This is a genomic window from Tsukamurella sp. M9C, assembly GCF_020169415.1.
GTDB lineage: Bacteria > Actinomycetota > Actinomycetes > Mycobacteriales > Mycobacteriaceae > Tsukamurella.
The window spans coordinates 1-24,521 of record NZ_JAIULG010000033.1; the positions used below are offsets into that span (position 1 = coordinate 1).

A 24,521-nucleotide genomic window follows, 5' to 3' on the forward strand; every position below is an offset into this window, starting at 1 on the left:
GTGGAGGAGGACGCGGGGGCCGGGGTGGAGGCCGCGTCCGAGCCCGAGTTCGACGAGCATCCGGCGAGCGCGCCCGCGGCGATCAGGGCGACGACGAGGGCGGAGAAACGGTGCGATCCGGTCATAGCGGCACGATACCTTTGCGGCCGCATCAGCGTCCGGGTTCGAGCCGTCCGCCGCGCACGTGCAGGTCGTAGGCGGATTCGGCGTGCTGCCCGTCGTCGAGGCCGTCGGCCTCGTGCTGCGGATCGGCCCGCAGCCCGATGGTCGCCTTGAGGACCAGGCCGATGACCAGCGTGACCACCATGGCGTAGCCGAGGACCGCGACCACCGCCACGGCCTGCCGCCACAGCTGATCGACGCCGCCGCCGTACAGCAGGCCGTCGCGCCCGGCCGGGGCGGAGGCGCTGCCGACCAGGCCGATCATGAGCATGCCCACGACGCCACTGACCAGGTGCACGCCGACCACGTCGAGCGAGTCGTCGTAGCGCCAGCGGTACTTGAGTTCGATCGCGTACGAGCTGATCGCGCCCGCGGCGGCGCCCACCGCGAGCGCGCCGATCGGCGTCACCGCCGAGCACGACGGCGTGATCGCCACCAGCCCCGCCACCACGCCGGACGCAGCGCCGAAGGACGTCGGCTTGCCGTGCCGCACCTTCTCGACGATCAGCCACGAGACCATCGACACCGCGCCGGCCCCGAGAGTGTTCACCACGATCAGCGCCGCCGAGCCGTTCGCCGCCAGCGTCGAGCCGGCGTTGAAGCCGAACCACCCGAACCACAGCAGACCCGCCCCGAGCATGACGAAGGGCAGGTTGTGCGGCCGCATCGGATCCCGCGGCCAGCCCGCGCGGCGCCCCAGCAGGAGCGCCATGACCAGCGCGGACGCGCCGGAGTTGATCTCGACCGCGGTACCTCCCGCGAAGTCGATCGCCTTGAGGTTCTCGACGATCCAGCCGCCGTGCTCGGCGGTCAGCCCCGGCACCGAGAACACCCAGTGCGCGACCGGGAAGTAGACCAGCGTCGCCCAGAGGGCGGCGAAGACGAGCCAGGAGACGAACCGCATGCGGTCCGCGACCGCGCCGGCGATCAGGGCGACGGTGACCATGGCGAAGCCCGCCTGGAACGCGACGAACAGGAGCGCGGGAACCTGCCCGACCAGCGGCACCGCGCCCGCGTCCGAGCCGTCGGCGCCGAACGCACCGAGCAGCCCGCGCAGGCCCGCGAACGTGGTCGGGTCGCCCACGACGCCGCCCCGGTCGGGCCCGAAGGTCATCGAGTAGCCGAAGGCCACCCACAGGAGCCACACCACCGGGATGGCGGTGAGGCACATCATCATCATGTTGAGGACGCTCTTGCTGCGGACCATGCCGCCGTAGAACAGGGCGAGCCCCGGCGTCATCAACAGCACGAGCGCGAACGCGGCGAGCAGCCAGGCGGTATCTGCACCATCGACTGCCCCGGTGGTCGGGAACATCGCCGAAGTGTAGCGGGCTACTCCGCCGACGCCTCCGCCAAGACGGCGCGAATCTCCTTGCAGGCGTCGAGAATCGGTCGAATTCCGGGCGAACCGGGCGAACCGCACACGGGGGTGACGGTGGCGCGGGTGAGATCGCGGCGCGGCAGGCCGACCTCGTCGTAGAGGCGGATCGCCGGGGCGGCCAGGTCGGCGGGCGAGCGACGACGCGGCGCCGGTGTCGCCGGTGCGAGGCCGAGCCCCACGACGGTCCGCGACTCGGCGAGCTCGCCGAAGCCCTCGTAGTCGGCCGCCGTCAGGCGGGTCGCGTCGAGCAGCGCACCGTCGACGGGGACGCGGCGCACGACGTCCCAGTCGATCGGGCCGCAGAGGTGCAGTAGGACGGGCGCGTCGACGGCTTCGACGACGGACGCGAGGATCTCGGCCGCCTCGGGCGCGGGAACGGCCCGCACCGGGTCGAGCTTGGTGAGCGCGGGGACCGTGCCGTGCACGACCGACCACAGCGAGGGCTCGTCGAGCTGCAGCACCACGTCGGCACCGAGGCGGCGCCGCAGGTCGGCGACGTGCCGGATGAGGCCCTCCGCGAGCGAGGCGGCGACGTCGCGCATCGCCCCGCGGTCGCGGGCCACGCGGTGGCCGTTCGGCAGCTCCAGCCCGGCCGCGAGGGTCAGCGGGCCCGCGACCTGGGCCTTGACCAGGCCGCCGCCCCGACGCCGCGCGACCTCGTAGGCCTCCTCGAAGGCGTCCAAGTCGCGCTCCAGGTAGTCGGCGGTGAGCCGCGCGACGCGCCCGTCGGGGACGCCGATCCGGTAGCCGGTGGTGGAGACGTCGAAGCCGATATCGACGAGGAGCCCGGCGCCGCGGCCGATCATGTCGGCGCCGATCCCCCGGTCCGGGAGCTCGGGCAGGAACGGCACCTCCAGCTCGCCGACGACGGTGGCGGCCGCCTCGCGCGGGTCCGTGCCCGGTACCGAGCCGATCCCCGTCACTCCCCCGACCAGCGGCGCGAGGGGATCAGACATGCGCGGCGTCGTGCGCGGTCGAGCGGATCGTTCCCGACCCGAGGACCAGGTCGCCGCGCTCGGCGTCCGGCGCGTACAGCACCGCGGCCTGCCCGGGGGCCACGCCGCGGAGCGGCGTCTCCAGGTCCATGACCAGCCGGTCGCCGTCGGCGGACACGGTGACCGGGGCGAGCCCGCCGTGCGCGCGGACCTGCACCATCGCCTCGACCGGGCCCGACGGTGCGCTCCCGGACGTCCACACGGCACCGTCGGCGACGATGCGCGTGACGTCGAGGCGCTCGCCGCGCCCCACGGTGACGTCGCCGGTGGCGGCGTCGATCGCCGTGACGTAGCGGGGCTCGCCGTCGCGGGCGGGGCCGGGCAGGCCGAGGCCCTTGCGCTGGCCGATGGTGAACTCGTGGACGCCGGCGTGCTCGCCGAGGCGCTCGCCGGTCTCGCCGTCGACGACGGCACCGGGCCGCACGCCGATCCGGGCGCCGAGGAAGGCCTGGGTGTCGCCGGACGGGATGAAGCAGATGTCGTGGCTGTCGGGCTTGTCCGCCAGGGCGAGGCCGCGGCGGGCGGCCTCCTCGCGGATCTGGGGCTTCGGGGTGTCGCCGACGGGGAACAGCGCGCGGGAGAGCTGCTCGGCCGTGAGCACGGCGAGCACGTAGGACTGGTCCTTGTCGGCGTCGACGGCGCGGCGCAGCTCGCCGCCCTCGAGACGCGCGTAGTGGCCGGTGGCGACGGCGTCGAAGCCCAGCGCGTAGGCCCTCTCCGCGAGCGCGGAGAACTTGATCTTCTCGTTGCAGCGCAGGCAGGGGTTCGGGGTCTCCCCCGCGGCGTAGGCGGCGACGAAGTCGTCGATCACGTCCTCGCGGAAGCGGTCGGCGAAGTCCCAGACGTAGAACGGGATGCCCAGCACGTCGGCGGCGCGGCGGGCGTCGCCCGCGTCCTCCTTGGAGCAGCAGCCGCGCGAGCCGGTGCGCAGGGTGCCCGGGGCCTCGGACAGCGCGAGGTGCACGCCGACAACGTCGTGCCCGGCCTCGACGGCCCGCGCCGCGGCGACGGCGGAGTCCACGCCGCCGCTCATCGCGGCCAGCACGCGCATCAGCGGGCCCCCGTGAAGCTGAGCCCCGCGGCGCGGGCGCGGTCGACGACCTGGGCGAGGGCGTCGAGCACGGCGTCGACGTCGGCCTCCGTGTTCTCGGGGCCGAAGGAGAAGCGCAGCGAGCCGCGCGCGACGCCGGGATCGGCGCCCATGGCCTCGAGGACGTGGCTGACCCGCGCGACGCCGGCGCTGCAGGCGGAGCCGGTGGCGCATTCGATGCCGCGGGCGTCGAGCAGCATGAGCAGCGAGTCGCCCTCGCAGCCGGCGAAGGAGACGTGGGCGATACCCGGCAGCGCGGGGATGCCGTGCGCGGCGCCACCGTTGATCACGGCGCCCTCGAAGCCGCGGACGCCCGCGAGGAGGCGGTCGCGCAGCGCCGCGCGGCGCGGCGACTCCTCGTCCATCCGGCCGATCGCCACGGTGAGCGCGGCCGCCATGCCGGCGGCGCCCGCGACGTTAGGCGTGCCGGAGCGCAGGTCCCGCTCGTGGCCGCCGCCGTGCGCCAGCGGCACGAGGGCGACGCTGCGGCCGATGAGCATGGTGCCCACGCCCTGCGGGCCGCCGAACTTGTGCGCGGCGTTGGTGAGCACGGCGAGGCCGCTGGTGCCGAAGTCGATGGGCACGTGCCCCGCGGCCTGGGTGGCGTCGGAGTGCATCGGCACGCCGTCGCGGGCGCACTCGGCGGCCAGCTCGGCGATCGGCTGCAGCGTGCCGACCTCGTTGTTGGCCCACATGACGCTGACCAGCGCGACGGTGCCCGCCGCCTCGTCGAGCGCGGCGCGCAGGTCGGCGGGGTCGACCAGCCCGCGATGGTCGACGGGCAGCAGGCGCACCACGGCGCCCTCGTGCTCGCCGAGCCACTCGATCGCGTCGAGCACCGCGTGGTGCTCGATCGCGGAGGCGATCACGGTGACCGCGGCGGGGTTCTCGGCGCGGCGGGCCCAGTACAGGCCCTTCACCGCGAGGTTGACCGCCTCGGTGCCGCCGCCGGTGAAGATCACCTCGGAGGGCCGGGCGCCCAGGTCGCGGGCGATGGACTCGCGCGATTCCTCGAGGATGCGGCGCGCCCGGCGGCCGGAGCCGTGCTGCGAAGAGGCGTTGCCCGGCCGGGCCGCGGCCTGCGCCATCGCCGCCAATGCCTCGGGCACCATCGGGGTGTCCGCGGCGTGGTCGAGGTAGACGGGGTTCTCGCGGTCGGGAGTCATCGCGTCCCAAGAATACGCGCGACGGCGGCGCCACCGATATCGGCGGTCCTCCCCGTTTCCGGGCTCAGGCCGCGAGCGGCAGCGGCGCGGCGGCGTCGAGGAACTCGGCATCGGCGAAGACGGCCGCCTCGGCCCGCGCCGCGAGGGCCCCGCGGCCCGCGGTGACCCACTGACCGGCGTCGATCACCTCGGTCGCGTGCACCCGCACCGCGACGCCGCGCGCGGCGATCACACGGGCGAGCGTGCTGATCTCGGTGTCGGACCCGACGTAGGCCGCGACGGTGCTCTGCCGCGCGCCGCGCGCCGGGCCGGGCAGCCGGATCGAGTACCGCAGCGAGACGGGCACCACGTCGGCGCGGGCGTCGATCGCGGCCTGGAAGAAGGCGGGCCGGAAATCGCCCCGGTGGACGCCGCAGTAGGTGGTGCCCTCGGGGAAGAGGGCCACGGTGCGGCCCCCGCGGAGCAGGCCCGCGACGTGGTCGACGGTGGCGGGGAGCTCGCGCAGGCGCTCCCGGCGCAGCGGGATCGCGCCGAATGCGCGCATCAGCACCGCGACGGGGCGGACGTCGAAGATGTCGGCCTTGGCGATGAAGGCGGCGGGCGCGATCGACGCGATGGCGACGATGTCGAGCAGCGACTGATGGTTCGCGGCCACGAGGGAGCGCAGCGGCACGTTGCCGACCGGCTCGACGCGCATCCCGAGGGACCACAGCATCGCCCGCGCACCGCCGCGAATGACGACGCGGCGCGTGGTGGCGCCGCACGGGTAGGTGAGCCCGAGCGCGAGCAGGCCCATCACCATCACCGTGACGAGCGCGGCCCACCGCACCGCCCGGAGCCAGGCCGCGGCCTCCTGCGGCTCGCCGGCGGAGCAGCCCGCGTCGCACGGGGCGACCTGCTGCCAGGGATGCCGGGCCAGTTCGGCGACGGGGATCACGGCTAGAGGCTTCCCGCCGCCTGCTGGAGGCGTTCGAGGTACCGCACGTTGAACCGGGTGCGGTCGATGATCATCGGGAAGTCGGCGACGTCGAAGACCGGGTCGAAGCTCGGGGCGCCGAGGATCTCCGCGTTCATCCGCAGGTAGCCGGTGACGAGCGGCGGGAAGGTCCGGCGGGAGGCGGGCTCCGCGGTGATCTCCTCGACCGTGGTGCGCGGGGTGACGACCCACTGGGCGCGGTGCTTGGCGTCGACCAGCTCGCGGACCGCGCGGACCGTCGCGCCGCGGCCGTACCCCTCGTACTGCATCGGGACGCTGACCGCGCCCATCGCGTAGCGGATGCCGCGCAGGTCGCTGTAGGCGAGCAGGCCCGCCCACATCAGGCACAGGACGCCGCCGGTGCGGTGGTCGGCGCGCACGCAGGCCCGCCCCATCTCGAGCGTCTCCGGCCGGATGTGGTCGAGGGCGCCGAGCTCGAACTCGGTGGCCAGGTAGAGGCCGCCTGCGGCGATCGCGCCGGGCGGCGGGAGGATCCGGTAGCAGCCGACGATCGCGTCGCTCGGCTTGTGCCGGATCACGAGGTGGTCGCAGAACTCGTCGAAGCGGTCGGCGTCGCGGCCGTCGGAGACCCCGGCCATCGAGGCCTCGAAGCCCGGCTCGGAGCCGAAGACCTCGTAGCGCAGCCGCTGCACCGTGTCGACGTCGTCGGCGCGGGTGGTGAGCACCACCTCGTACTCGGCGCCGTGGATCAGGGTCTCGCGTGCGGGGGTCCGGCCGATGAGCAGTGTTCCCGGTGTACTCATGACCTCACAGTGGGCCGGTCAGGCGACCTGCCGGTGAACCGCGACCGAGCGGGTCGGTGAATCCTGTGAGAACGCAGGTGAATAGCGGGCTACGCCCCGGTGCCGCGCCCCGTCGTCACAGCGTCGGGCGCGGGATGTTCGACGGCATCGACGCGACGTACTCGGCGGCCTCCGCGAACTGCAGGGAGTCGATCGCGCCGCCGAGCGGCAGCTCGGGCTCCACGGGTTCGATCGCCCGCTCGGCGGCGAGCAACTCGGCGACGGTGCGGTGCTCGGCCACGGCCCGCAGCTGGGACCAGGTGGGCGGCAGCAGGAAGCAGCGGCCCGCGGACCAGTCCGCGAGGGCCTGTGCGGCGGTCCGCCAGCCGGCCTCCTCGACCTCGCTGGTGCGGTCGTCGGCGCGCTGGCCGGCGGGCAGGGCCGCGAGGAAGAAGCGGGTGTCGTAGCGGCGCTTCTCGTTCTTCGGCGTGATCCAGTGCGCGAAGGGCCGCAGCAGATCGGCGCGGAGCACGAGGTCCTCGTCGCGGAGGAACTGGGCGAGGGAGAGCTCCTTGGCCTCGAGCCGGGCGCGGGCGGGCGCGAGGGCCGCCACGTCGGGCGCGCCGCCGTCGGCCGCGGAGACGAGCACGACGCCGCACTCCTCGAAGGTCTCGCGCACGGCGGCGCAGACCAGCTGGCGCGCGTCGCGCTCGGTGGCACCGAAGCGCTCGGCCCACCACGGGGCGGCCGGGCCCTGCCAGGCGAGGTCGGCCTCGCCGTCCCGCGGGTCCACGCCCCCGCCGGGGAAGACGGTCGTCCCGCCGGCGAAGGCCATCTGCTGCACGCGGCGTTGCAGGAAGACCTCGATGCCGTCCGCGCCGTCGCGGACGAGGACGACGGTCGCCGCGTCCTTCGGCTGGGGCGGCGCCGCGGGAGATTCGATGTTCGAAGACATTCGCTCACCGTATCCGACCCGTCCGCGCCGATGTCCGGTTCGGTCGGGCCGATTCAGGTGAGCCCCAGTGCCCGCCCGAGCGCCCGCGCGCCGGCGTCGATGTCCCGGGTCAGGGCCGCGAGGTCCGTCGCGGTGCGCGGGTCCGACGGTGCGCTTTCGGCCGCGGTGCCGAGCCGCCGGATCGCGCGACGGAACGGACGCTCGAAGCCTCCGCCGTAGAGGTCGGGGGAACCCATACCGTCGGACACCCCTTCCGCCGCGTCGTCGGGCGACGGCGGGCCCGCGCCGAGGGCGGTGGCCAGGTGCGCGACCCGCCCGATCAGGTCGTCCGTCAGCCCGCCGACGGTGCGTTTCCCGGCGGGTGCCGCGAGGTCCGCCGCCGCGGCCTCCGATAGGAGGGCCGCGTACTCCCGCGCGGCGCGGTCCAGATCCGCGGTGTCCATGTGGCCTCCACGTAGGTTCGAATGATCGACGGTGCAGCTGCACCGTGCACCACGGTAGACGATATTCGTGCACCGCAGTAGAGGACATGGAGGAATCGTGGTCACAGACGACCCCACGCCCGGACCCGACCTCGCCGAAGCGGTCGGCGTCCTCGGGCACCGCCTGCTGGCGCTGGAGGAGCCGATCCTGCGCGACACCGGGGTATCCATGTGGGAGTACGCCATCCTCACCACGCTGCTCCGGGGCGGTGCGGTCTCCCAGGTCGAGCTGTCGCGGCGGACCGGCCGCGACACCACCCGCCTCGGCAAGCACCTGGGCGACCTCGAATCGCGCGGCCTCGTCGCGCGCGAACAGGCGGACGACGCGCGCCGCCGCACCGTGGCGGCGACCGCCGACGGCGCGGCGGTCCAGGCCCGGGCGAAGCAGCGGATCCGCGCCGCGGAGGACGAACTCCTCGCCGCCCGACTGTCCGACGAGGAAGCCGCGACGCTCCGCCGCCTGCTCGCCCGGCTCCTGCCGGAATAGCCGGACGCCCGCTACGCGGGCGGCGGCGCGAAGGTGCGGAGCCGGCGAATGAGGCCGGTGAGCCGCTCGACGGTGGCATTGTCCGGATCGGTCAGGTGCAGGCATAGCAGCTCCCGCGCGGTCGCGTGCACCACGCGCGCCAGGTACTCGGGATCCTCGATCCCCGGGAAAGTGCTGCGCAGGCTCAGCTCCATGAACGCGACCACCGCGTCCCGCGATTCGGCGAGGCGCTCGTGCAGGGCGGGCGGCGCCCCCTCGGGAGGCAGGAGGAACAGCCGCCAGCCGGCGGGGTTCTCGTCGATGGCGCGCACCGCACCCTCGAAGGCCGAGACGAAGGGATCATTGCCCGAGTCGGGCGCCACCTCGGCGACGGCGCGGAGGTACTGCTCGCCGATCCGATCGGCCTCGCGGTCGATGAGGGCGACGAACAGCCCCGCGAGATCACCGAACTGCTGGTAGAGCACCGTCCGCGTGACGCCGGCCTCGTCGGCGATGCGCTTGGGCGTGGCCGCGTGGAAGCCCTCCGTGGCGACGATGTCGTGCGCCACGTCGAGGATCTGTTCGCGCCGCTCGGTGGCGCTCATACGAGTTCGCGTCATTCCCTTGACAGGATAACTTACACCCTGTCATCGTCGTACTTACGGAATGAAAGTTAAGGAGCGTTCCCATGCGGCACTACCCCGGACTCGCCGAACGGGTGCGTTCCCAGGCGGCCCTGCAGCCCGGCCTGTACGGCGCGATCGATTTCACCGCGGCGCCCTTCCGCCACACCGCGGACCCCGAGGTCCGGTCCACCCTGCGCCCGCGGCTGGGGCGGCGCGCGCGGACCCTCGACGACGAGCGGACCGTCGAACTCATCGCGACCACCACGCTCCTCGGCGACGTGGTCGCCGATCCGTACGCCTCGCTCGAGCCGCACTACGGCACGAAGACGCTGGTCGCGATGCTGCGCCGCGCCTGCCACGAGGGGATCGACGCCGTGCCGGACGCCCCGGAGGAGCTCCGCGCCTTCGTCGCCGCGATGGAGGACACTCCCTCCTGGGTCGACATGGACCTCGTCGAGGAGGGTGCGCGCCTCGCGCGGATCGGCTCCGCCCTCACGGCGCCGTTCATCACCCGCGGGGTTTTCCTCGCCACCTTCCTCAACACCTACGCGGCGCTGCCGATGGCGCTCACCGGCGCCCTGTCCGGCGCCCGCGCGGCGCGCCGGATCAACGAGACCTCGAACTTCTTCGCCGTGACCACGCTGCCCGGCGCCCTGCAGCGCCACCGGGAGGGTTTCGAGGCCGCCGCGATGGTGCGCCTGATGCACTCGATGGTGCGCTTCCACGCGCTGACCAGGCCGGGCGCCTGGAACCGGGAGGTCTACGGCATCCCCATCCCGCAGGTGGACCAGATGCCGGCGGGCACCGTCGGCAGCTACCTCATCGCGATCAAGGCGCTCCGCGCGAAGCGCGGCTTCGGCCCCGGCGAGCGCGCCATCGTCGAATTCAACCGCTACCGCTGCTTCCTCCTCGGGCTCCCGGAGGAGCTGCTGCCGACCACCCCCGAGGGCATCGTCGCCGTCTTCAACGGCCGGGCCGCCCTGCTGCGCGACGACTTCGACGACGAGACCTGCGGCGCCCTGGTCCGGTCGTCGATGGAGGCCTACCTCCGGCCGGGGCGCACCCCGTTCGACCGGGCCGCGGAACGGGTGGAGAAGGCCTGGAGCAAGACCGCCTTCGCGATCGCCTTCTGCGACTTCAAGCCCTCCGAGGCCGCCCGCCTGGGCGTCGACTTCTCGGCGGTCGACGTCGGCATCGTCGGGCTCACGTACCCGTTCCTCGCGGGGCGCCTCCTCGTCTGCGAGCGCGGTGTGAAGATCCCGTTCCTGCGGGACGGGGTCGACCGATACCTCACCGGGCTCGTACGGCGGCGCCTCGCCACCTACGGCCACCCCGAGTTCGTCTCCGACGGTGCCGACTACGCGCGGGCGTGAGCCGACTCGGCGGGGTTCCGCACGGTCGCGAAGGCGACCGCGCCGCCGATCACGCACAGCGCCGCCGAGACGAGCATCGCCCGGGCGAAGCCGCTCTCCAGCGACGGTCCGCTCGGGTCGGTGATCCCCACCGCGAGCGGGAGGACGGCCACGGCGAGCAGGCTCGCGAAACGCGAGATCGCGTTGTTCGCCCCCGATGCCGCGCCGACGTACTCGGCGGGCACGGCCTCGAGCACCGTCGCCGTGAGCGGCGCGACCGTCATGGCCATGCCCAGACCGAAGACGACGATCCCGGGCAACACCCCGCCCCAGTAGGTCGCGCCGGGAACGACCCGGACGAGGAGCGCGAGGCCGACGCCCGCGACCAGCGGGCCCGCCGTCATCAGCGCGCGCGGACCCGTCCGTTGCGCAAGCGCCCCCATCCGGCCGGACAGGACCAGCATGATCGCCGTGAACGGGACGAACGCCAGGCCCGCCTGCAACGCGCTGTAGCCGAGGTTCGCCTGCAGGTGCAGCGACAGCAGGAACAGCGCGCCGCCGAGCCCGGTGTACACCGCGAGCGTGACGATGTTCGTGCCGCTGAACTGCGACGAGCGGAACAGGCGCAACGGGACGAGGGGGTCCGCGGCGCGGTGCTCGACGACGGGGAACGCCGCGACCGCGAGCAGCCCGACGACGAGAGCCCCCACGACGGTGGGCGTCCAGCCCTGGACCGGCGCCTCGATCAGCGCGAACGTCACCCCGCCGAGGCCGATCGTCACGGCGGCCGCGCCGGCCACGTCGAGCGGCCCCCGCACCCGGGCGTCGCGGATACTCGGGACGTGGCGGACGGTGAGAATCAGGGCCGCCGCGGCGAGGGGCACGTTGATGAGGAACACCCAGCGCCACGAGGCGGCGTCGACCAGCCAGCCGCCGACGAAGGGCCCGATCGCGGACGAGACGCCGCTGAGCCCGGCCCACAGCCCGATCGCGCGGCCACGATCCTCCGGGCGGATGACCGTCTCGATCATGGCGAGGCTGCTGGGCACCAGCAGCGCGCCGCCGATGCCCTGCACGATGCGCGCGAGGATCAGGACCTCGCCGGTCGGCGCGAGCCCGCACCCGACGGAGGCGATCGTGAACACCACCAGCCCGGCGAGGAAGACGAGGCGCCGGTCGTACCGGTCTCCCAGCGCGCCGCCGAGCAGGAGCAGCGCACTGAGGGTGAGGAGGTAGCCGTCGAGCACCCACTGCAGCACCGACAGTCCGCCGCCGAGGTCCCGCCCGATCGCCGGTAGGGCCACGTTCACCACCGAGCCGTCGAGGAAGGCGACGCCCGAGCCGAGGGCCGCGGCGGCGATCAGCCAGCGCCCGGAGGCCGACGCCAGCGCGAGGCGCGGAGACTCGCCGTCGTGGTCGGCCATCATCGCATTCCGGTCGCGATCGGCGGTTCACAAAGCTCGGAGGTGGCCATCTGAACTCCTCGACGTGTCGCCCGCGGCGCCCGTCCGGGCCCCACGGCTCCGCCCATCGTAGGTCCTGCCACCACCTCGGAAAGGCCGCAGAACTGCCCCGAACCGTTCAGAATCCGCGGTCGTGTCCGGCGCGACGCACTAGCGCCGCAATGCCGTAGGAGCCCGCGACGCCTCCGACGAACATCGCCACGGCGCCAGGCAGCAGCCCGGCGGCGGACCGCCGCACCCCCGCGCGTGCGAGCCGCGACGAGGCCCACCACCAGAAGGGCAACACCGTGATCGGCGTGGTGACGACGCCGGGCGCGTAGCCGCCGAACCGCGCCGCCAGCGCGAGGTGCGAGAAGCCGTGCAGGCCGTAGGCCAGCAGCGCCGTCTGGTACCAGGCTGAGCGACCTCCGCTGCGAAGGCCGTCGATCGCGGCCGCGCCGACGACGACTCCCATGACACCGATCGCCGTGTGCGCCAGCTCGTCCGAGACCGGTAGTCCACGCTCGCGCGCCCACGGACCGTTCATGACCCATTCCTCAGCGTCGTGGATCGCCCAGACCGCGAACAGGCCCGCCGTCGCGGATACCGGCACCGTTGTATTACGTTCCGTCATGTAACGAAACTATACTGGGCGCATGCCCGCAGCAACCCCCGGACGACCGCGCAGCGCCGCGGCCGAACGCGCCATCATCGACGCCGTGCTCGCCGAGCTCGAGGACGTCGGGTACCAGGGCCTGACCATCGAGACCGTCGCGAAACGCGCCGGCGTGGGCAGGCCGACGATCTACCGTCGGTGGCCGGATCGCGACGCCCTCGTCGTCGGCGCCCTGATCGCGACGGTGCCGCCGCTGCGGGCGCCGACGACCGACGATCCGGTCGCCGACCTCCGGAGCCTCGCAGCGACCTTCGTCGCCGGGATCGCGCACTCCCCCGCCGCGCGAGCCGTGCTCGCGGTGCACGCCGCTGGGGCGCACCGCCCGGACCTTCGGGCGGCCCTGCAGGAGACTTACCTCGCACCCCGCGCGGCGGTCCTCGCGGACGCCATCACGCGGGCGCGGGAAGCGGGAGCGATCCGGGGCGGGGTCTCCGACGCGCAGGTGCGCGACCTGTTGTTCGGCCCAGCCGTCTACCGGTGGCTGATCGTCGGCGAGGTGCCGCCGCCGTCGGAGCTCGACGCCGTGCTCGACCTCGCGCTCGCCGCGCTGGCGCCGTGATCGCTACTCAGCGGACGTCGAAGGAGCCGCTGCCCGGCGTCGGTGCCAGCACGACCGCCACGGTGCCGGAACTGACGAAGCGGGCGGCGTAGGTGACCCTGCCGGTCCCCGTGTGCGCGACGGCCGTGGTGGGCACCTGTCCGTTGGCGAAGGGCTTGACGGTGACCGAACCCCGCGCGCCGGTGCGCACGTTGCGGAAGTCGATCCGCACCAGCGAACCGTACGAGTTGTAGCCGACGGAGCTGTGCGCGGCGAGGCGCACCTCGCCCGGCCGGCCCGTCGTGTCGGCGCCGATCCGGGTGGTGAAGGGCTGCGGGATGCCCAGGCCCGCGACCTGGGTGGCGGCCAGCGGTACCTGCGGCACGGCGAGCGGTGCGGCTTGCGCGGGCACGGCGCCGATTCCGGCGACCAGGCCCGCGGTGGCGATTCCGGTGACGAGCGTCTTCTTCAGCATGAGCGTCCTCCTCCGACTCGTCCGTGCCGCAGGGGGTTGCGGCACGGAGGGTTCCTCACCGGTGAGGTCGGCACCGTCCTTGCGATCGTTACACCGGGTGTCGCCGTGCGCCCCGCCGGTCAATGCCCGCCGTGCGCTCCCGCGGATGCGGAGGGAGCGGAGCCCCCGGCCGACGAGGGCGCCGACGACGAGGGCATCGACATGCCCGGCATCCCCGCCATCTCCAGCCGGGTGGGCGCGGTCTGGCCCTTCCCCGCCACCACGAACTGGCCCATCATGCCGCGGTCCTCGTGGTAGAGCAGGTGGCAGTGGTACATGTACGGCATCGTCAGGTCGGTGTAGTCGGTGAAGCGCATGGCGAGGGCGCAGCTGTCACCGGGCGCGAGGTAGACGGTGTCCTTCCAGCCGCGCAGGTGCGCGGGCGGGGTCCTCCCGTTGAACGACGCGACCTGGAACTGCACGTCGTGGATGTGGAAATTGTGCGGCCAGTTGTCCTTGTTGCGCACCGTCCACACCTCGGTCGTGTCGACGACGGGCGCGAGGTCGATGCGGCTCATGTCCATCCGCTCGCCGTTGATCATGTACCACTGCAGGTCGAAGGCCCGCGCCGCCGGCGACGGTGCCGTCGCGCCCGCGGCGAGCGGCGCGATGGCGCCGAGGTCGCGGGGCACGGCGCCGGCCCCGGCGGCGAGGGTCTCGGACCCGACCAGCTCGAGCACGTCGAGGGTGTCCTCCTGCCCGTACTCGCGCGCCGTCTCGCCGGAGATCCTGCCGCGCTGCGTGATCGGGTACGAGCGCAGCATCGTGCGCTCGCCGGCGGCGACGCGAACCACGATCTCGGCGCGCTCACCCGGGCTGAGCATGAGGCGGTCCAGGGACACCGGCGCGGCGAGCAGCCCGCCGTCGGAGGCGATCATCTCGAACCGGCGGCCGTCCGCGAAGCCGAACTCGAAGCAGCGCGCGGACGCGCCGTTGAGCAGGCGCAGCCGCATCCGGTCGCGGCGCGCCACGAGGCTCGCGCCGGCGATGCCGTTGGTGATCACGGTCGGGCCGATGAGCCCGGTCTCGCCCGGTGCCGTCTCGTCCAGTTCGCCCGCGGGCGTGAACTTCCGGTCCTGCACGACGACGGGGACGTCGTCGACGCCGTACTCGGACGGCAGGCCCAGCGCGTCCTGCGCGTCGTCGTCGACGAGGAAGAAGCCGGAGAGCCCGCGGTAGACGTGCTTCTCGGTCACGCCGTGCGGGTGCGGGTGGTACCAGAGCGTCGAGGCGCGCTGCCGCACCGTCCATTCCGCCTTCCACGTGGCGCCCGGCTCGACCATCTGGTGCGGGCCACCGTCGGCGCGGGCGGGGACGTGCATGCCGTGCCAGTGCACGCTGGTCGCCTCGGCGAGACCGTTCCGCACCGTCACCGCGACCTTCTCGCCGTCCCGGGCGCGCAGCGTAGGGCCGAGGATGTCGCCGTTGAATCCCCACGTCGCGCTGCGGCGGCCGGCGACGATCTCCGTCGATCCGGCCTGCGTGGCGAGATCGAACCGTCGCACGCCGTCGGCGCCCACGACGGACCGCGCGAGCGGCGGGATCGGCAGGGCCCGGCGGCCGCCCGGCAGGACGGGCGCGCCGGTGCTCGACGGTGCCGCCGTCGCACGGCATCCGGCGACCGCGGCACCCGCGAGTGGGGCGGCGATCAGGGCGGTGAGGAAGCGACGGCGGTTGGTGCCGGCGACGGCTCGTGGCCGCGCGGCGGTATCGGTGATCATGCACTCCAGCGTCGTCGGCGGCGCCCGCGCGCGACTCCGCCCTTCGGACACGGAAACCGGGCGCGGGACTAGCCGGGAGGGGGTTGACAATCCCCTGGCCCGACGCTATGTGCGCAGGTCACGGCTTCTCCCCCGGCCCCGCGGTGCCGTACGGTGCTGCCATGTCGCGCACCAGATGGACCGTCGGGGTACGGGTCGCTCCCCTCGTGGTGGTGCCCGTGCTGCTCGCGGTGAGCGTGTACCCCGGACGCTTCCACGCCTCGCCCGCGTACATCGCGGGATCGATGCTCGCCGCCGCCCTGTTCGCCCTCGGGGGCCGCGCGCCGTTCGCCGTCTCGCTCGCCCTGTCCGTGCTGTGCGGCGGCCTGCTCTCCGCGGAGGCCTGGGGGCCGGCGGGCCTCGTGCCCTACCTCGCAGCGCTCGCCCTCGCCGAGCTCGCGGCCTCGCAGCGGCCGCGGTGGCAGGTGGTCACGGCGACGCTCGTGTGGGCGGCCTGCTACATCACCGGATCGCTGTTCGACAACGAGCAGCACACGCTGATCCGGGTGCTGGCCGAGACGCTCAGCTTCGTCGGGCTCCCCGTCGTGGGCGGGCTGTACATGCGGGAGCGGTTCGCGCAGGCGGAACGCGAGCGGCGAGCTCTCGCGGAGGAGGCGCTCCAGGCCCGCCGCGACGAGCGCGCCGCCCTCGCCCGCGAGCTGCACGACCTGATGGCCCACCACATGTCGGCGATCTCGCTGCGCGTCGGCGTCGCGCGCACCGTCTACGCGGGCATCGACCCCGGCCTCGACGAGGTCCTCGCGGACATCCACGGGACGGCGACGGACTCCCTCGCCGACATCCGGCGGCTGCTGGCCGCGATGCGGGCGCGGGAGCCCGTGCAGGACCGGACGATCGACGACACCGACGCCGAGCTGCGGCGGGCGGTGGAGCGCACCGTCGACGCGGGCTTCGACGTCCGCGCGCGCATCGACCTGGGTGAAGCCGGCCCCGCCGCGATCGACGCCCTGACCCTGGTGCGGGTCGTGCAGGAGGCGCTCACGAACGTCATGAAGCACGCGCCCCGCGGCGCGACGGTCACCGTCGACGTGGGCGCGGCCGACGGCGCCTGGGAGGCCCGAGTCACGAGTCCGCTTCCCGCGCACGGACACCGCGGGCACGGCTACGGGCTCACCGGGATGGCCGAACGCGCGGAGCTCGCCGGCGGCACCATCACCACCGGACCCGACGGTGACCGGTGGGTGGTCGCGCTGTCCGTGCCGATCCGCGCCGCCTGACGCAGCGGCCGCGGCTACCCGGAGGCGAAGCGCGCCAGCTCGACCCGGGACCGGGCGCCCGTCTTCTGCCGCAGGTTCGCGATGTGCGCCTTCACCGTCGACTCGGCGACGTGCAGCCGACCGGCGATGGCCGCGTTGCCCAACCCGTCGGCGACCAGCGCGAGCACGTCGCGCTCGCGGTCGGTGAGCGGCACCGCGGGCTCCGCCCCCGACGGTTCCGCGGCGGCGGAGCGGGCGCGCAGGGCCTCGTCGAGCACCCGGCGCGCGGGGCCGGGCGACATGGGTACCTCGCCGCCGAGCGCCCGCCGCAGGCCGTCGAGCAGCGCTTCCGGGGCGATGTCCTTGACCAGGAAGCCCACGGCGCCCGCGGCGAGCGCCGGATACATGTGATCGTCGTCGTCGAAGGTGGTCAGCACGACGATCCGGGCGGACGGGTCCGCGGCGATGATCCTCTCGATGCCGTGCACCCCGTCGGCGCCGGGCATCCGCAGGTCCATGAGCACGACGTCGGGTGCGAGCTCGCGGTAGGCGCGGGCGGCCTCGTCGCCGTTGGTCGCCTCGCCCGCGACGGTGAAGTCGGGGGCGGCGGTGAGCAGCATCTTCAGGCCGTCGCGGATCAGCCGCTGGTCGTCGACGATCAACACACTGCTCACGAGAGACGATCCTAGACGCGGACGTGCCCGCACCCGGCCCCGTCGGTGACGTCAGCCCTGCGCCTCGCGGACGGCCCGTTCGATCCGCTCCCCGATCTCCTGGTCGATCCGCCGCCAGTAGTCGAAGGCGCGCTGGAGGACCGGCTCCGTCACCCCGTCGAGCAGGTGGCCCGAGACGTTCGACACCAGCCGCTCGCGCTGCGCGTCGTCCATCACGTCGCGGACCAGGGTGCCGGCCTGGCCCCAGTCGTCGTCCTCGCGATGCGCGACGTACGCCGCCCGCACCAGCTCGCCGTCGGCCGCCCACTGCGGCTCGGGCTGCCCGGGGTAGTCGGCGGCGGGGCCGCCCTTGGAGTTCGGGGCGTACACCGGATCCCGGACCGGATCGATCCGCATCGCGCCGTCCTTGGAGTAGCTCCGCACCTCGGTGCGCGGCCGGTTCACGGGGATCTGCTTGTAGTTCGCGCCGAGCCGCGCGCGGTGCGCGTCGGCGTACGCGAAGACGCGCCCGAGCAGCATCCGGTCCGGGCTGAATCCGATACCGGGGACGATGTTGCTGGGCTCGAACGCCGCCTGCTCGATCTGGCTGTGGTTGTCGGTGGGGTTGGTGTGCAGCGTCATCCGACCGACCTCCTGCAGCGGGTAGTCGGCGTGCGGCCACACCTTGGTCAGGTCGAACGGGTTGAACCGGTAGTCGGCCGCATCGTCGAAGGGCATCAGCTGCACCTTGAGCGTCCAGCTCGGGTGCTCGCCGCGGGCGATGGCGTCGAAGAGGTCCCGCACGTGGAAGTCGCCGTCGGCCCCCGCAAGCCGATCGGCCTCGTCCTGCGTGAGCGTCTCGACGCCCTGCTCGGACACGAAGTGGTACTTGACCCAGTGCTTGACGCCCTCGGCGTTGACCCACAGGTACGTGTGCGAGCTGTAGCCGTTCATGTGCCGCCACGACTTCGGGATCCCGCGGTCGCCCATCAGCCAGGTGACCTGGTGCGCGGACTCCGGCGACAGGGTCCAGAAGTCCCACTGCATGTCGTGGTCGCGGAGGTTGTTGTCGGCGCGGCGCTTCTGCGAACGGATGAAGTGCTGGAACTTCATCGGGTCCTTGATGAAGAACACGGGGGTGTTGTTGCCGACCATGTCGTACACGCCCGCGGGCGTGTAGAACTTGAGCGCGAAGCCCCGCGGATCGCGCCAGGTGTCGGGGCTTCCGCGCTCCCCCGCCACCGTCGAGAACCGGGCCATCATCTCGGTCTTCGCGCCGGGCGCGAAGACCTCCGCGCACGTGAAGGCGGTGACGTCGGCGGTCGTCTCGAACGTGCCGAAGGCGCCGCTGCCCTTCGCGTGCGGCTGGCGTTCGGCGATCCGCTCCCGGTTGAACTGCGCCATCTGCTCGATGAGGTAGTGGTCGTGCAGGGCGATGGGGCCGGCGGCGCCGACGGTCAACGAGAGCTCGTCGCTCCCGGCGGGCGCTCCGGAATCGGAAGTGGTGAAGTTCGCGTTCTCGGACATGGCTGTTCTCCTCCGCGTATGTGGTTGTCGTTCAGGACCGTTCACACCCGTCGGGCTGGTCGACGAGCGGAAGCGGGGTCCTCTCCCCACGGTAGCGAATGCGAACGAGCCCCGCCCGGACGGATCCGGACGGGGCTCGTACGTACGAGGTACTGCTATCAGCCCTTGTGCGCCTTGACGGCCGCGGTGAGCTGCGGGGCGACGTCGAACAGGTCGCCCACGATGCCGTAGTCGGCGATCTCGAAGATCGGGGCCTCTTCGTCCTTGTTGACGGCCACGATGGTCTTCGAGGTCTGCATGCCGGCGCGGTGCTGGATGGCGCCCGAGATGCCCAGGGCGATGTACAGCTGCGGCGACACGGTCTTGCCGGTCTGGCCCACCTGGAACTGGCCCGGGTAGTAGCCCGAGTCGACGGCGGCACGCGAGGCGCCGACGGCGGCACCCAGCGAGTCGGCGAGCTCCTCGACGACCGAGAACTTCTCGGCCGAGCCCACACCACGACCACCGGAGACGACGATCGTCGCCTCGGTGAGCTCCGGACGGCTGCCGCCCTGGATCGGGTTCTTCGAGGTGATCTTCACCGCGTTCTCGGCCTCGGCCGGGACCGCGACGTCGACGATCTCACCCGCGCCGGCGACACCGTCGGCCTCGATGGCGCCGGGGCGCAGCGAGGCGACGGGGGTGTCGCCACCCGCGGTCGCGTCGACGGTGAACGAGCCACCGAAGATCGAGTGGACGGCGGCGCCACCCGGGCCGAACGAGATCGCGTCGGCGATCAGGCCGGAGCCGAGGCGCGCGGCGACGCGGCCGGCCACCTCCTTGCCCTCGAACGTGGCGGCGGTGAGCACGGCGGCGGCGCCGGTGCTCTCGGCGAGCTCGGCGAGCACGGCGACCTTCGGGGTCACCAGGTAGCCGTCGGCGTCGGCCGACTCCGCGCGGTAGATCTTGGCGGCGCCGGCGGCCTTGAGCTGCTCGGCGACGGCGTCGGTGGTGCCGGGGGCGCCCACGACGACGGCGGACGGCTCACCCAGGGCCTTGGCGGCGGTCAGCAGCTCGGCGGTGACCTTCTTCAGATTCCCGTCGACCTGCTCGACGAGGACGAGTACTTCTGCCATATCGGCTTCTCTCCTTATGAGTGGATTCGAGGGGTCTTAGATGATCTTCTGGCCGATGAGGAAGGCCGCGACCTTGTCGCCGCCGTCGCCCTCGTCCACGACCTTCTCGCCCGCCTCCTTGGCCGGCTTCGGGGTCACGCCCGTGACGGTGGTGCCGGCGTTCGCGCCGCCGACCTCGTCGAGCTCCACGCCGATCTCCGCGAGGGAGAGGACGTTGATCTCCTTCTTCTTCGCGGCCATGATGCCCTTGAAGGAGGGGAAGCGGGGCTCGTTGATCTTCTCGTTCACCGAGACGATCGCGGGGAGCGAGGCCTCGAGCTCGAAGAGACCCTCGTCGGTCTCGCGCTCCGCCTTCAGAGCGTCACCCTCGACGGTGAGCTTGCGCAGGTGCGTGAGCTGGGGCAGGCCCAGGTACTCGGCCAGGATGGCCGGGACGGCGCCGACGCGACCGTCGGTGGCCTCGTTGCCGGCGATGACGAGCTCGACGCCCTCGATGGTGCCGAGCGCGCGGGCGATCACCCAGGAGGTCTGGATGGCGTCCGAGCCGTGCATGGCGTCGTCCTGCACGTGGACGGCCTTGTCGGCGCCCATGGACAGAGCCTTGCGGATCGCATCGGTGGCGCTGGCGGGACCGACGGTCAGCACGGTGACCTCGCCGCCGTTGGCCTCCTTGATCTGGAGGGCCTGCTCGACGGCCTTCTCGTTGATCTCGTCCAGGTACGGGTCGATCGACCGGTCGAGGCTGAAGTCATCGGCCAGCTTGCGCTCGGAACCCGTATCCGGGACCTGCTTGATCAGTACGACTACGTTCGTCATTGGTCTTCGTCGACCTCCATCGATGATCGGATACTCGTAGGCACATTCTCACACTGCCGCGAGGGACGGAAATCCTCCCCCGCCTCAGGTTCGGCGAGTAGAACTTAGCACCGCCTCACGACACTGTTTAACGCCAGAGTAAGTTACCGATTGGTAACTGTCCATGTGGGATGGCCCACCCCCGTCGACGACTAGGCTGAGAAGAATGTGTGACCCGCTGCCCCTGACCGGCGAGCGAACCGTTCCCGGAATCCCCGAGGAGAACTACTGGTTCCGCCGGCACGAGATCGCCTATCTCGCGATCGTCGACCGCTACGCCGGGAAGTCGGTCTTCGAGGCCGGCAGCGGCGAGGGCTACGGCGCCGCGATGCTCGCCGACGCCGGCGCGAGCGTGACGGCGCTCGACTACGACGAGTCGGCCGTCGCGCACGTGCGCGCCGCGTACCCGAAGGTGATCATGCTGCACGGCAACCTCGCGGAGCTGCCGCTGGACGACGCGTCCGTCGACGCCGTCGTGAACTTCCAGGTGATCGAGCACCTGTGGGACCAGCCGCAGTTCCTCCGCGAGGTGGCGCGCATCCTGCGCCCCGGCGGCGAGCTCGCGATCTCCACCCCCAACCGGGTGACCTTCTCCCCCGGCCGCGACACCCCGCTCAATCCGTTCCACACCCGCGAGCTCAACTCGGCTGAGCTGGTCGAGCTGCTCGAGGACGCGGGTTTCGAGGTGACGGAGAAGCTCGGCGTCTACCACGGCGCGCGGCTGGCCGAGCTGGACCGCACGCACGGCGGCAGCTTCATCGACGCGCAGATCGAGCGGTCGCTGGCCGGCGAGCCCTGGCCGGAGGAGCTGTCGAACGACGTCGCCGCCGTCGCGGCGCAGGACTTCGACCTGCGCGCCGACGCTCCGGACAGCCTCGACCTGTTCTTCTACGCGAGGAAGCCGTGACCGCCGGGCGCGAGCCCGGGATGATCGCCTTCGTCCTGCACTCCCACCTGCCGTGGCTCGCCCACCACGGCGCGTGGCCCGTCGGCGAGGAGTGGCTGTACCAGTCGTGGGCGGCCTGCTACCTGCCGATGGCGGAGATGCTCGACCGGCTCGCGGCCGAGGGCCGCACCGACCAGCTCACGCTCGGCGTGACCCCCGTGCTCGCCGCGCAGCTCGACGATCCGTACTGCCTCGAGGCCATGCACCACTACCTCGGCAACTGGCAGCTCCGCGCCCACGAGGCCGCGCTCTCCGGGCGCCCCGCCGCGGCAGAACTCGGCGCGCGCGAGCACCGCAACGCCGCGCACGCCCTCGAGCTGTTCGAGACCCGCTGGCGCCACGGCGGCAGCCCCGTGCTGCGCCGGCTGGCCGACGCGGGCACCGTCGAACTGCTCGGCGGGCCGCTCGCGCACCCCTTCCAGCCCCTGCTCCACCCCCGCCTGCGCGAGCTGTCGCTGCGCGAGGGCCTCGCCTACGGCACGTCCCGGCTCGGCTCCCCCGCCCGGACCGGGATCTGGGCGCCCGAGTGCGCCTACAAGCCCGGCATGGAGACCGGCTACGAGGCCGCCGGCGTCACGCACTTCATGGTCGACGGGCCCACCCTCGGGGGCGACACCGCCCTCGCGCGCCCGGTCGGCGACTCCTCCGTCCTCGCCTTCGGCCGGGACCTGCCCGTGAGCTACCGGGTGTGGTCGCCCAAGTCCGGCTACCCCGGCCACGCCGCCTACCGCGACTTCTACGCCCACGACCACGCCACCGGCCTCAAGCCCAGCCGAGTGACCGGTAAGAACGTCGCCGAGGCCGACAAGGCGCCGTACGACCCCGCGCGCGCCGACGCGGCGATCGACAAGCACGTCGCCGACTTCGTGGACACCGTCGTGGCGCGCGTCCGCTCCGAGAGCGCGCGCATCGGCCGCGACGCCCTCGTGGTCGCCGCCTTCGACACCGAGCTCTTCGGCCACTGGTGGTACGAGGGCCCGATCTGGCTCGAGCGCGTCCTGCGCGCCCTGCCGGAGGCAGGGGTCCGCGTCGGCACGCTGCGCTCCGCCGCCGAGGCCGGGTACGTGGGCGCGGCCCGCGAGATCCCCGCGAGCTCGTGGGGCTCGGGCAAGGACTGGCACGTCTGGGACGGCCCGCTCGTGCGCGAGTTCGTCGAGCTTAACGAGGAGATCACCACGACGGTGCTGCGGGTCCTGGACAAGCGGGCCGGACGCACGCGCGACGTGGTGAGCGACCAGGTGCTGCAGGAGGCGCTGATGTGCCTGCAGTCCGACTGGCCGTTCATGGTCTCCAAGGACACCGCCGCGGCGTACGCCCGCGACCGCGCCTACAAGCACGCCCACGCCCTGCGGGAGATCGCCGAGGCCGCCGAGCGCGGCGACGAGGCCCGCGCCGTCGCGCTGGCCCGCACCTGGCGGCTGGCCGACGATCCGTTCCCCGGCCTCGACGCCCGGCGCCTCCCCGCGCCGCTGGGAGGGTTCTGACATGCGCGTCCTGCTCGTCTCCTGGGAGTACCCGCCCGTCGTGGTCGGCGGCCTCGGCCGGCACGTCCACCACCTCGCGCTGCAGCTGCGCGACCAGGGCCACGAGGTGGTCGTCGTCTCGCGCCAGCCGACGGGTACCGACCCCCGCAGCCACCCGACGTCCGACGCCGTCGTCGACGGGATCCGCGTCATCATGGCCGCCGAGGATCCGCTGGCCCTCGACTTCGGCACCGACATGATGCCGTGGGTGCTGTCGATGGGGCACTCCATGCTCCGGGCGGGCCTGCGGCTGGCCGGGTACAACCCGACCGCCGGCGAGGACGCCCTGCACGGCGCCGGCACCGTCGGCCGGCCCTGGGTGCCCGACGTGGTGCACGCCCACGACTGGCTCGCCGCGCACGCGGCCGTCGGCCTCGCCGAGGCCTTCGACGCGCCCCTCGTCGCGACGATCCACGCCACCGAGGCGGGCCGGCACAGCGGCTGGGTCTCCGGGCCCGTCAACCGGCAGGTGCACTCCACCGAGTGGTGGCTCGCCAACGAGGCCGACGCGGTGATCACCTGCTCGCGCTCGATGTCCGACGAGGTGAACCGCCTCTTCGGGCCCGGACTCGCGCAGCTGCACACCATCGCGAACGGCATCGACGCCACGGCCTGGCCCTACCGGGACCGGTCCCGCACCGCCGCCCGACGGGGCGCGCCCCGCCTGCTGTACGTCGGCCGGCTTGAGTACGAGAAGGGCGTCCAGGACCTCATCGCCGCGCTGGCCCGGGTCCGCCGCACGCACCCCGGGACCACGCTGACGGTGGCCGGCGACGGGACGCAGGCCACGTGGCTGCGCGAGGTCGCGCGGGAGCAGCGGGTACTGCGGGCCGTCGAGTTCACGGGCGCCCTGGACCACGAGGAGCTGGTCGCGCAGCTGCATTCCGCCGACGCCCTGGTGATCCCGTCCCGCTACGAACCCTTCGGCATCGTCGCGCTCGAGGGCGCCGCCACGGGCATCCCCGTCATCGCGACCACCGCCGGCGGCCTCGCGGACTTCATCCGCACGGACGAGACGGGCCTGTCCGTCGAGCCCGCCGACGTGCCCGGCCTCACCGCCGCAATCCGCGCCGTGCTCGACGATCCGGCGTCCTCGCACCGCTGGGCCGCCGCGGCGCGCGCCGAGGTGGAGGAGCTCACGTGGGAGGCCGTCGCCCGGGAGACGACGCAGGTCTACCTCGCCGCGAAGCGGCGTCCGCGCACCCCGCTCGGGCGGCGCGTGATCGACGAGCGGCCCCTCCCCGAGCGCGATCCGACGAATCCGCTCTAGGTCCGCCCGGGCCCCCGACCTGCACGATGTGCATCATCGTGAATCCTGTGGCACGGTCGATTCATGACAGCGCGTTTGTTAGACCTCCTTC

At 73.1% G+C, this 24,521-nt stretch carries 24 protein-coding genes; 7 read left to right on the plus strand and 17 right to left on the minus strand.

Going from position 1 to position 24,521, the window contains the following annotated elements; all coding sequences use genetic code 11:
* Positions 1–151 precede the first annotated feature (151 nt).
* The 8 genes from LB823_RS15590 to LB823_RS15625 all read right to left on the minus strand — a co-directional run bounded on the left by LB823_RS15590 (position 152) and on the right by LB823_RS15625 (position 7,911).
* On the minus strand, positions 152–1,477 hold the full coding sequence (locus tag LB823_RS15590) for an ammonium transporter (RefSeq protein WP_224648288.1): 1,326 nt from the start codon (positions 1,475–1,477) through the stop codon (positions 152–154).
* 17 nt (positions 1,478–1,494) lie between these two features.
* Positions 1,495–2,499 carry a hypothetical protein gene (locus LB823_RS15595; RefSeq protein ID WP_224648290.1) on the minus strand — a complete coding sequence of 335 codons (1,005 nt, stop codon included), beginning with the start codon at positions 2,497–2,499 and terminating at the stop codon, positions 1,495–1,497.
* Positions 2,492–3,589, minus strand: coding sequence for a tRNA 2-thiouridine(34) synthase MnmA (gene mnmA, locus LB823_RS15600; RefSeq protein WP_224648292.1), 1,098 nt, complete (start codon positions 3,587–3,589; stop codon positions 2,492–2,494). The genes LB823_RS15595 and mnmA overlap by 8 nt, the downstream gene beginning before the upstream one ends.
* Positions 3,589–4,794 (minus strand): cysteine desulfurase family protein, encoded by a 1,206-nt coding sequence (locus LB823_RS15605; protein WP_224648294.1) that lies wholly within the window; start codon positions 4,792–4,794, stop codon positions 3,589–3,591. The genes mnmA and LB823_RS15605 overlap by 1 nt, the downstream gene beginning before the upstream one ends.
* A 64-nt stretch (positions 4,795–4,858) precedes the next feature.
* Positions 4,859–5,731: a 1-acyl-sn-glycerol-3-phosphate acyltransferase gene (locus LB823_RS15610; RefSeq protein WP_224648296.1), complete on the minus strand. Its 873-nt coding sequence runs from the start codon at positions 5,729–5,731 to the stop codon at positions 4,859–4,861.
* A 2-nt stretch (positions 5,732–5,733) separates the two neighbouring features.
* The gene (locus LB823_RS15615) at positions 5,734–6,534 is read right to left on the minus strand and encodes a GNAT family N-acetyltransferase (protein ID WP_224648298.1); all 801 of its coding nucleotides are present in this window, start codon (positions 6,532–6,534) and stop codon (positions 5,734–5,736) included.
* A gap of 115 nt (positions 6,535–6,649) precedes the next feature.
* The gene (locus tag LB823_RS15620) at positions 6,650–7,468 is read right to left on the minus strand and encodes an NUDIX hydrolase (protein WP_224648300.1); all 819 of its coding nucleotides are present in this window, start codon (positions 7,466–7,468) and stop codon (positions 6,650–6,652) included.
* A 53-nt stretch (positions 7,469–7,521) separates the two neighbouring features.
* On the minus strand, positions 7,522–7,911 hold the full coding sequence (locus LB823_RS15625; RefSeq protein WP_224648302.1) for a hypothetical protein: 390 nt from the start codon (positions 7,909–7,911) through the stop codon (positions 7,522–7,524).
* A gap of 97 nt (positions 7,912–8,008) precedes the next feature.
* Here LB823_RS15625 and LB823_RS15630 point away from each other — a divergent pair, with 97 nt between their 5' ends.
* Entirely contained in the window at positions 8,009–8,437 is a 429-nt protein-coding gene (locus LB823_RS15630) for a MarR family winged helix-turn-helix transcriptional regulator (protein WP_224648304.1), read from the plus strand.
* A gap of 11 nt (positions 8,438–8,448) precedes the next feature.
* Here LB823_RS15630 and LB823_RS15635 read toward each other — a convergent pair whose 3' ends face one another.
* Positions 8,449–9,021: a TetR/AcrR family transcriptional regulator gene (locus tag LB823_RS15635; protein WP_224648306.1), complete on the minus strand. Its 573-nt coding sequence runs from the start codon at positions 9,019–9,021 to the stop codon at positions 8,449–8,451.
* An 83-nt stretch (positions 9,022–9,104) separates the two neighbouring features.
* Here LB823_RS15635 and LB823_RS15640 point away from each other — a divergent pair, with 83 nt between their 5' ends.
* Positions 9,105–10,415: an oxygenase MpaB family protein gene (locus LB823_RS15640; RefSeq protein WP_224648319.1), complete on the plus strand. Its 1,311-nt coding sequence runs from the start codon at positions 9,105–9,107 to the stop codon at positions 10,413–10,415.
* On the opposite strand, the gene LB823_RS15645 is transcribed toward LB823_RS15640, so the two are convergent.
* Together LB823_RS15645 and LB823_RS15650 are read right to left on the minus strand one after the other, a co-directional pair.
* A complete protein-coding gene (locus LB823_RS15645; RefSeq protein ID WP_308011458.1) occupies positions 10,400–11,818 on the minus strand; it encodes an MFS transporter in 1,419 nt (472 codons plus the stop codon). The genes LB823_RS15640 and LB823_RS15645 overlap by 16 nt on opposite strands.
* A 157-nt stretch (positions 11,819–11,975) precedes the next feature.
* Positions 11,976–12,470 carry an HXXEE domain-containing protein gene (locus LB823_RS15650; RefSeq protein ID WP_224648323.1) on the minus strand — a complete coding sequence of 165 codons (495 nt, stop codon included), beginning with the start codon at positions 12,468–12,470 and terminating at the stop codon, positions 11,976–11,978.
* 22 nt (positions 12,471–12,492) lie between these two features.
* Between LB823_RS15650 and LB823_RS15655 the strand changes: the two genes are divergently transcribed.
* A complete protein-coding gene (locus LB823_RS15655) occupies positions 12,493–13,071 on the plus strand; it encodes a TetR/AcrR family transcriptional regulator (RefSeq protein WP_224648326.1) in 579 nt (192 codons plus the stop codon).
* 7 nt (positions 13,072–13,078) lie between these two features.
* Here the strand turns inward: LB823_RS15655 and LB823_RS15660 are convergent, their stop codons facing one another.
* Together LB823_RS15660 and LB823_RS15665 are read right to left on the minus strand one after the other, a co-directional pair.
* Positions 13,079–13,525, minus strand: a complete 447-nt coding sequence (locus LB823_RS15660) for a hypothetical protein (protein ID WP_224648328.1) — start codon at positions 13,523–13,525, stop codon at positions 13,079–13,081.
* A 119-nt stretch (positions 13,526–13,644) separates the two neighbouring features.
* Entirely contained in the window at positions 13,645–15,285 is a 1,641-nt protein-coding gene (locus tag LB823_RS15665) for a multicopper oxidase family protein (RefSeq protein WP_224648330.1), read from the minus strand.
* 161 nt (positions 15,286–15,446) lie between these two features.
* On the opposite strand from LB823_RS15665, the gene LB823_RS15670 reads away from it, so the two are divergent.
* Positions 15,447–16,562 carry a sensor histidine kinase gene (locus LB823_RS15670; RefSeq protein ID WP_224648333.1) on the plus strand — a complete coding sequence of 372 codons (1,116 nt, stop codon included), beginning with the start codon at positions 15,447–15,449 and terminating at the stop codon, positions 16,560–16,562.
* A 14-nt stretch (positions 16,563–16,576) separates the two neighbouring features.
* On the opposite strand, the gene LB823_RS15675 is transcribed toward LB823_RS15670, so the two are convergent.
* From LB823_RS15675 to LB823_RS15690, 4 genes are all read right to left on the minus strand, one after another.
* Positions 16,577–17,215 (minus strand): response regulator transcription factor, encoded by a 639-nt coding sequence (locus tag LB823_RS15675; protein ID WP_224648335.1) that lies wholly within the window; start codon positions 17,213–17,215, stop codon positions 16,577–16,579.
* Between the two features lie 51 nt (positions 17,216–17,266).
* On the minus strand, positions 17,267–18,721 hold the full coding sequence (locus LB823_RS15680) for a catalase (protein ID WP_224648337.1): 1,455 nt from the start codon (positions 18,719–18,721) through the stop codon (positions 17,267–17,269).
* Positions 18,722–18,879: 158 nt separating this feature from the next.
* Complete coding sequence (locus tag LB823_RS15685; RefSeq protein WP_224648339.1) at positions 18,880–19,836, minus strand: electron transfer flavoprotein subunit alpha/FixB family protein; 957 nt, start codon at positions 19,834–19,836, stop codon at positions 18,880–18,882.
* 36 nt (positions 19,837–19,872) lie between these two features.
* A complete protein-coding gene (locus LB823_RS15690) occupies positions 19,873–20,652 on the minus strand; it encodes an electron transfer flavoprotein subunit beta/FixA family protein (RefSeq protein ID WP_224648341.1) in 780 nt (259 codons plus the stop codon).
* Between the two features lie 205 nt (positions 20,653–20,857).
* Between LB823_RS15690 and LB823_RS15695 the strand changes: the two genes are divergently transcribed.
* Genes LB823_RS15695 through LB823_RS15705 form a run of 3 tightly spaced genes read left to right on the plus strand, consistent with a single transcriptional unit; the run spans position 20,858 to position 24,430 of the window.
* Entirely contained in the window at positions 20,858–21,598 is a 741-nt protein-coding gene (locus tag LB823_RS15695; RefSeq protein WP_224648343.1) for a bifunctional 2-polyprenyl-6-hydroxyphenol methylase/3-demethylubiquinol 3-O-methyltransferase UbiG, read from the plus strand.
* Positions 21,599–21,618: 20 nt separating this feature from the next.
* Positions 21,619–23,121 carry a glycoside hydrolase family 57 protein gene (locus LB823_RS15700; RefSeq protein ID WP_224648421.1) on the plus strand — a complete coding sequence of 501 codons (1,503 nt, stop codon included), beginning with the start codon at positions 21,619–21,621 and terminating at the stop codon, positions 23,119–23,121.
* A gap of 1 nt (position 23,122) precedes the next feature.
* Entirely contained in the window at positions 23,123–24,430 is a 1,308-nt protein-coding gene (locus LB823_RS15705) for a glycosyltransferase family 4 protein (RefSeq protein ID WP_224648345.1), read from the plus strand.
* Positions 24,431–24,521: the final 91 nt, after the last annotated feature.